Annotated in this window: 6 protein-coding genes, 2 tRNA genes and 1 other RNA gene; 5 read left to right on the forward strand and 4 right to left on the reverse strand. The window is 51.3% G+C overall.

Annotation, left to right across the window (positions count from 1 at the left end):
- Positions 1-7 precede the first annotated feature (7 nt).
- The 4 genes from J2X14_RS05080 to rssA form a co-directional block, all read right to left on the reverse strand.
- On the reverse strand, positions 8-1,348 hold the full coding sequence (locus J2X14_RS05080; protein WP_352410091.1) for a UDP-glucose dehydrogenase family protein: 1,341 nt from the start codon (positions 1,346-1,348) through the stop codon (positions 8-10).
- A 24-nt stretch (positions 1,349-1,372) separates the two neighbouring features.
- Positions 1,373-2,281, reverse strand: a complete 909-nt coding sequence (gene galU / locus J2X14_RS05085; protein WP_352410092.1) for a UTP--glucose-1-phosphate uridylyltransferase GalU — start codon at positions 2,279-2,281, stop codon at positions 1,373-1,375.
- A 194-nt stretch (positions 2,282-2,475) separates the two neighbouring features.
- A complete protein-coding gene (gene rssB / locus J2X14_RS05090; RefSeq protein WP_352410093.1) occupies positions 2,476-3,489 on the reverse strand; it encodes a two-component system response regulator RssB in 1,014 nt (337 codons plus the stop codon).
- Between the two features lie 100 nt (positions 3,490-3,589).
- The gene (gene rssA / locus J2X14_RS05095) at positions 3,590-4,489 is read right to left on the reverse strand and encodes a patatin-like phospholipase RssA (protein ID WP_352410094.1); all 900 of its coding nucleotides are present in this window, start codon (positions 4,487-4,489) and stop codon (positions 3,590-3,592) included.
- Positions 4,490-4,598: 109 nt separating this feature from the next.
- Between rssA and J2X14_RS05100 the strand changes: the two genes are divergently transcribed.
- The 5 genes from J2X14_RS05100 (at position 4,599) to J2X14_RS05120 (ending at position 6,573) form a co-directional block, all read left to right on the forward strand.
- On the forward strand, positions 4,599-5,057 hold the full coding sequence (locus J2X14_RS05100; protein WP_352410095.1) for a YchJ family protein: 459 nt from the start codon (positions 4,599-4,601) through the stop codon (positions 5,055-5,057).
- A 53-nt stretch (positions 5,058-5,110) separates the two neighbouring features.
- A complete protein-coding gene (gene purU, locus J2X14_RS05105) occupies positions 5,111-5,959 on the forward strand; it encodes a formyltetrahydrofolate deformylase (RefSeq protein ID WP_352410096.1) in 849 nt (282 codons plus the stop codon).
- 149 nt (positions 5,960-6,108) lie between these two features.
- A tRNA-Tyr gene (locus tag J2X14_RS05110) sits at positions 6,109-6,193 on the forward strand.
- Positions 6,194-6,318: 125 nt separating this feature from the next.
- A tRNA-Tyr gene (locus J2X14_RS05115) sits at positions 6,319-6,403 on the forward strand.
- A gap of 45 nt (positions 6,404-6,448) precedes the next feature.
- A non-coding RNA gene (locus J2X14_RS05120) (RtT sRNA) lies at positions 6,449-6,573 on the forward strand.
- The last annotated feature ends 77 nt before the right edge of the window (positions 6,574-6,650 follow it).

Below are 6,650 nucleotides of genomic sequence, written 5' to 3' on the forward strand. Positions count from 1 at the left end.
TCATTAATTATGCAATTTGAATAGACGCTCCGCGGCCAATTGCATAATAAACAAAACCGCGTTTAGTCGTTCTTTCTGGATCATACAGGTTACGACCATCAAAAATCACGGGTTGTTTTAAGGCATTTTTAATAACATCGAAGTCCGGTGCACGGAAGTTCTGCCATTCGGTACAAATAACCAGCGCGTCAGCACCCTGCAGCGCGGCTTCTTTTGTTCCCATCAGCTTCAGATCCGCACGATGACCATAGATGCGCTGCGCTTCGTCCATCGCTTCCGGATCGAACGCCTGTACGGTTGCGCCTGCAGCCCACAGCGTTTCCATCAGCACGCGGCTGGATGCTTCACGCATATCATCGGTGTTGGGTTTAAATGACAGGCCCCACAGCGCGAAGGTTTTGCCCTTAAGATCGTCACCGAAGTGGCGTTTAATAAAGGTTGGCAGCTTTAGTTTCTGATCGTCATTGACCGCTTCCACCGCCTGCAGCAGACGTGGTTTATAGCCAATGGTTTCCGCCGTACGGATCAGCGCCTGCACATCTTTCGGGAAGCAGGAGCCGCCGTAGCCGCAGCCAGGATAAATAAAGTGGTAGCCAATACGGGAATCGGAACCAATACCCTGACGCACTTTTTCGATATCCGCGCCCAGGCGTTCCGCCAGGTTCGAGATCTCATTCATAAAGCTGATTTTGGTCGCCAGCATGCAGTTAGCCGCATACTTAGTCAGCTCAGCACTGCGAATATCCATCAGGATCAGACGGTCGTGGTTGCGGTTAAACGGCTCATACAGCTCGCGCAGCAGCTCAACGACTTCGTCATTATCCGTACCGACGACGATACGCTCAGGACGCATACAGTCGCTGACCGCCGCGCCTTCTTTCAAAAACTCTGGGTTGGAGACCACATCAAAGGTCAGATCCAGCCCGCGAGCATTCAGGGTTTCCTGCATAACGCTACGTACGCGATCGGCGGTGCCAACCGGTACGGTAGATTTATCCAGCACCACTTTATGCCCGTCCATATGCTGAGCGATGGTACGTGCTACCGCAGTAACATATTTCAGATCGGCAGAGCCATCCTCGTCCGGCGGCGTGCCCACAGCGATAAACTGCATCACGCCATGTTTAACGCCCTCTTCGGCATTGGTCGTAAAGTTCAGTCGACCCGCTTCGTAGTTTTGCTTAACCAGCGGCGTCAGACCTGGCTCGTAAATGGGAATGATCCCTTTCTTCAGATTTTCGACTTTGTTAGCGTCGACATCAATACAAAGAACGTCATGTCCGACTTCGGCCAAAACCGCAGCCTGAACCAGACCCACATAGCCGATACCAAATACGGTGACTTTCATTGCGTTATCCTGTTGCTGTGTGAATTACTTTTTATTTTCAACTGTATCGTTCAGCCACTGTTTGAAATCGCTGCCCAGTGACGGATGACGCAGACCATACTCAACAAAAGCCTGCATATAACCCAGCTTGTTGCCGCAGTCATGGCTGACGCCTTTCAGGTGATACGCTTCAACGGTCTCTTTTTCCATCAGCATCGCGATGGAGTCGGTCAGCTGAACTTCGCCGCCTGCGCCCGGAGGCGTTTTTGCCAGCAGCGGCCAAATGTCGGCAGACAGCACATAACGACCTACCACGGCCAGGTTAGATGGCGCTTCGCTCGCTTTTGGCTTCTCTACCACGCCCACCATCGGTGCGCTGTCGCCCGGCTGCAGTTCTGCACCCTGACAATCCACTACGCCGTAAGCGGTAACGTCGGCAACCGGCTCAACCATGATCTGGCTGCGGCCGCTTTCGTCGAAACGGTTCAGCATTTCAGCCAGGTTATCTTTGGTCGGGTTAGATTCGTACTCATCGATGATCACGTCCGGCAGAATGACGGCAACCGGCTCATCGCCAATCAGCGGATGCGCGCACATTACCGCGTGGCCCAGACCTTTTGCGATACCCTGACGCACCTGCATGATGGTGACGTGCGGCGGACAGATTGACTGGATTTCATCCAGCAGCTGACGCTTAACGCGTTTTTCCAGCATCGCCTCCAGCTCAAAACTGGTATCAAAATGGTTTTCAATGGAGTTTTTTGACGAGTGCGTAACCAGCACAATCTCATTGATCCCGGCAGCGATACATTCGTTAACGACATACTGAATTAACGGCTTATCAACCAGAGGCAACATTTCCTTTGGAATGGCTTTGGTTGCGGGCAGCATGCGCGTCCCTAAACCAGCAACGGGGATTACCGCTTTTTTTACTTTAGACTTATAGGCAGACATTAAGATACCTCTCTTATAGGCCGTTCAAGTTAATACTTGATATGTCGATTTAAAAAACGAAACGAGTATATCAGTTCAGGGGCGCCGGATTTATCCTGGATAACTTCTTTCCAGTGAAATTAAGACTATTACCCAAGTGTAAAACTTATACTAACGCCTGTCTGTGCAGCGCAAAAATAAAAAGCATTCGCTTATTATTCAGGCGCCAGCATCAGCCGCAGCCGTCCTCCATTCCCCGATACCTGACATTGCCAGGCCTCACCCTGCTGGTTAATTTGGTTGAGATGTGTACTGCCCATCGTGCCTAAAGGCACACCATTTCTAAGCTGTATTTCTTGATCGCTAATGTTCAGCGTTGCGTTTAAGCCAGCCGAGACCAAAATCAGGTTTTTATACGTTTGATGATAATACCCGACTAATAATGGAAACTGCCCTTTAAGATTCGCCTGACGCAATAACAAATTAACCTGTTTAAGTACGCTGCTTAATTCAGGTAACCGCTGTTTTTGCCCGGAAAGCTGCTCCTGCAATAGCCCGTTGAATAACGCGCGTAACAGCAGCGCAGCCAGCACGCCATTATCACCGGCGCGCGTGACATCCAGGCAGTAAAACGCCAGATCGTTATCGGATAAGGCCGCGATATCCAGGACCAGCCCAGGCTGTTCCGCCATTGTCAGCTGACGATAATTCATTCGACAGTTGGCGATAACCTGCTGAACCGGCGGCTGCAGCTGTTTAAGCAGCTTGGCGGCCGCTTTGGGATCGCTGACCAGCGCATCCCAGTCCTGAAACAGCTGTTCTTCTTCTTCCACCTGGGAGGTAAACATCGACGGATAAAGACATTCGTAGACCGCCTCACGCAGGCGCTCCATGTCTCTGATCGGTTTAAGCAACACATCCTGCACGCCAAGACGCAGAACATGCGCAATATCGGACATCTGCTCAGTGGCAGAAATGACCAGAATGGGAACGTGATTGCCGTTGGTGCGTAAATGTTCCACTAGCTTGATGCCGTTCATCCGAGGCATTTCTAAATCGCAAATCAGCAAATCGGGCTGATGGAAGCGCAACGTTTCGATAGCATCAAGACCATCGCTGGCAACCAGCAGTTTAGCGCCAAGCGAGTACAAGAAATTTTCCAGCAGGGAGCGGAAAACAGCCTCATCCTCTACGATTAAGATCTGTTTTCCCGTTAATGGTTTTTCCATTGTTTCCCCCCGTAAGCCAGATAATTCAATAGTGGTTCAAAAAACGCACTTGTGCCTGTCAGAATTGCCTGAAGTAACATGTGTGATTGACCTATTTTCATTACCGGCTCTGTACTAACGGTAATAATTCATCCATTTTTTTCTCAACCGCAGCTCTTCCGGCTGCAATCGCTTCCTCTGCACGATGAAAATCAAGCGTACTGATCTGGGGACAATAGGGCTGTATGACTACATCCGGCGGGTCCCCTGCCATGCGGTGACGCTTCAGACGATTTTCGAGAACCTGAATTGAGGTTGTCATAATCTCCATGGCGCCAGGCGAAAGCGCAGTACGTCGCTGTGTTAAATGTTGTGCCAACCGTTGGCGCAGTTTACCGCGCCAGGATGTCGCTTCCTCCGGCAGATTTTGCGTGGGTGTGGCAGAGAAGAGATCCTGCTGCATAAGATGTGCATCGTGCTGTAAATCAACGGCGATGACAATATCCGCCCCCAGCGCGCGGGTAAGGGATACTGGAACGGGATTAACCACCGCGCCATCCACCAGCCAGTAGCCATTATGACTGACCGGCGGCAGCAGGCCCGGCATGCTACAGGAGGCACGAACCGCCTGATGCAGATCGCCGTTGGTTAACCACAGCTCTCGCCCGGTGCTGAGATTAGTGGCTACCGCGCCAAAGCGAATATGACACTGTTCGATAGACTCATCTGGCATAAGACGGCGAATATGGTTAAACACGCGATTGCCGCGCAGTAACCCACCCCGCTGCCATGAAAAATCCATCAACCGAATCACATCCCAGTAGCCGAAAGACCTTACCCATTTCTCTAATAGCGGCAAGCGTTCCGTTGCGCACGCAGCGCCCACTAACGCGCCGACAGAGCAACCCGCAATCACATCAATTTGGATTCCCGCACGCAACAATGCATCAATCACACCGATATGCGCCCATCCTTTGGCCGCGCCTGAGCCCAGCGCCAGTCCTGTTTTTACCTGTCTCATTGCATTCCTGTTGAAACCCCTCTTCACTGAATAGCGTTAAACGTTCGGGTCAGATAACATAACGTAAAATAACGTGTTTCGCCCTGTTGATGCAAAACCTGGAGTTTACGTGTCTGAAAATTGCCCATGCTGCAGCGGATTGCAGTATAGCCTATGTTGCGGTCGCTATCTAAGTGGCGAGGAGATCCCTGCCAGCCCGGAAGCCCTGATGCGCTCGCGCTATACGGCTTACTCCCGACATGACGTCGATTATTTACTGGCGACCTGGCACCAAACGCATCGCTCTGCTGAGCTGCGTCAGGCGTTGTCTGAAAATGCTTCGCTAACCCGCTGGGAAGGCTTAAATATTGTCGCCTGCGAGGCCGGTTCTCATGTTAATGAAGCTTATGTGACATTTTTTGCGCGTTATGTCGAAAACGGACGTTCCGGCGCGGTATATGAACGCTCGCGCTTTGTCCGTGAGGATCAACGCTGGTACTATATTGACGGAACCACACCACAGGTTGGCCGTAATGACCGCTGCCCCTGTGGCTGTGAAAAAAAATACAAAAAGTGTTGCGGCCGGTAATGCTGGAGCCGTTCAGATTCATCGCTATTTCGCTTCGACAGGATTGATAACGCATGCAAGCGCAAACTATACAACGTAAAGTCCTACGGACAATTTGCCCTGACGCCAAGGGTCTTATCGCCAAGATCACTAACATTTGTTACAAGCATGAACTCAACATTGTGCAAAACAATGAGTTTGTCGATCACCGCACCGGGCGCTTTTTTATGCGTACTGAGCTGGAAGGCATTTTTAACGATACGACGCTGCTGGCGGATCTTGACAGCGCGCTGCCGCAGGGCTCGGTACGCGAACTGCACTGCGCCGGTCGGCGTCGCGTGGTGATTCTGGTCACCAAAGAGGCACATTGTCTGGGCGACCTGCTGATGAAAAGCGCGTTCGGCGGGCTGGATATGGAAATTGCCGCCGTGATTGGCAATCACGATACGCTGCGTTCGCTGGTGGAGCGTTTTGATATTCCTTTTGTTCTGGTTAGTCATGAAGGGCTGTCACGCGAAGAGCACGATAATAAAATGGCGGAGCAGATCGACCGTTATCAGCCTGACTATGTGGTGCTGGCAAAATATATGCGCGTTTTGACGCCCTCTTTTGTGCAACGCTACCCTAATCAGATCATCAATATTCACCACTCATTCCTGCCGGCGTTTATTGGCGCACGCCCTTATCACCAGGCGTATGAACGCGGAGTAAAAATTATTGGCGCGACCGCTCACTACGTGAACGACAATCTGGATGAAGGCCCGATCATCATGCAGGATGTGATTAATGTCGATCACAGCTACACGGCGGAAGAGATGATGCGCGCAGGACGCGATGTAGAAAAAAATGTGTTAAGCCGAGCGCTGTATAAAGTGCTGGGGCAACGCGTTTTTGTGTATGGCAACCGCACAATTATTCTTTAAGTGCGGCGTTAACGACGCCGATTGTTTAACAAAGCGGCGTCATGGGTAAAAAAACGGCGAACGAACCGTTTTTTTTCCTGGGGCGCTTTACAGCATCGTTTCATTTGTTATGATGCGCCCCGCTTTCAGGCAATATTGTCCTGACCCGTGGTGGGATTCCCGAGCGGCCAAAGGGAGCAGACTGTAAATCTGCCGTCACAGACTTCGAAGGTTCGAATCCTTCTCCCACCACCACTCTTCTGTTTATACAGAAGGGCAAATCCGCCAGGCGAGCCTGGTAGATTTTACGGACACGTGTCGTTTCAGCCGTTGAAACGACCGATACGGAAAGCGACAACGATTATTGACCTGTTTTATCTGGTGGGATTCCCGAGCGGCCAAAGGGAGCAGACTGTAAATCTGCCGTCACAGACTTCGAAGGTTCGAATCCTTCTCCCACCACCATCTTAAGTACCTGCCCAATATTAAAACCCAGTTTGTAATGCAGCACATTCCCCTGACGGGAGAAGGTGAGAAGCTTCGACGAGGTTCGAGTCGAGCAGCGCGAGACAACGTGCGCAGCACGGCCCGCAGGGCGAGGAGCGCAGCGACGAGTTATCCTTCTCCCACCACCATCTTAAGTACCTGCCCAATATTAAAACCCAGTTTGTAATGCAGCACATTCCCCTGACGGGAGAAGGTGAGAAGCTTC

The organism is Mixta sp. BE291 (assembly GCF_031457955.1).
In the GTDB taxonomy this organism is placed as follows: domain Bacteria; phylum Pseudomonadota; class Gammaproteobacteria; order Enterobacterales; family Enterobacteriaceae; genus Mixta.

What these genes read in the sequence shown, in the direction of transcription:
- J2X14_RS05080 (WP_352410091.1), bottom strand. Translation starts at nt 1,348, where the DNA reads ATGAAAGTCACCGTATTTGGTATCGGCTATGTGGGTCTGGTTCAGGCT.
- galU (WP_352410092.1), bottom strand. Translation starts at nt 2,281, where the DNA reads ATGTCTGCCTATAAGTCTAAAGTAAAAAAAGCGGTAATCCCCGTTGCT.
- rssB (WP_352410093.1), bottom strand. Translation starts at nt 3,489, where the DNA reads ATGGAAAAACCATTAACGGGAAAACAGATCTTAATCGTAGAGGATGAG.
- rssA (WP_352410094.1), bottom strand. Translation starts at nt 4,489, where the DNA reads ATGAGACAGGTAAAAACAGGACTGGCGCTGGGCTCAGGCGCGGCCAAA.
- purU (WP_352410096.1), top strand. Translation starts at nt 5,111, where the DNA reads ATGCAAGCGCAAACTATACAACGTAAAGTCCTACGGACAATTTGCCCT.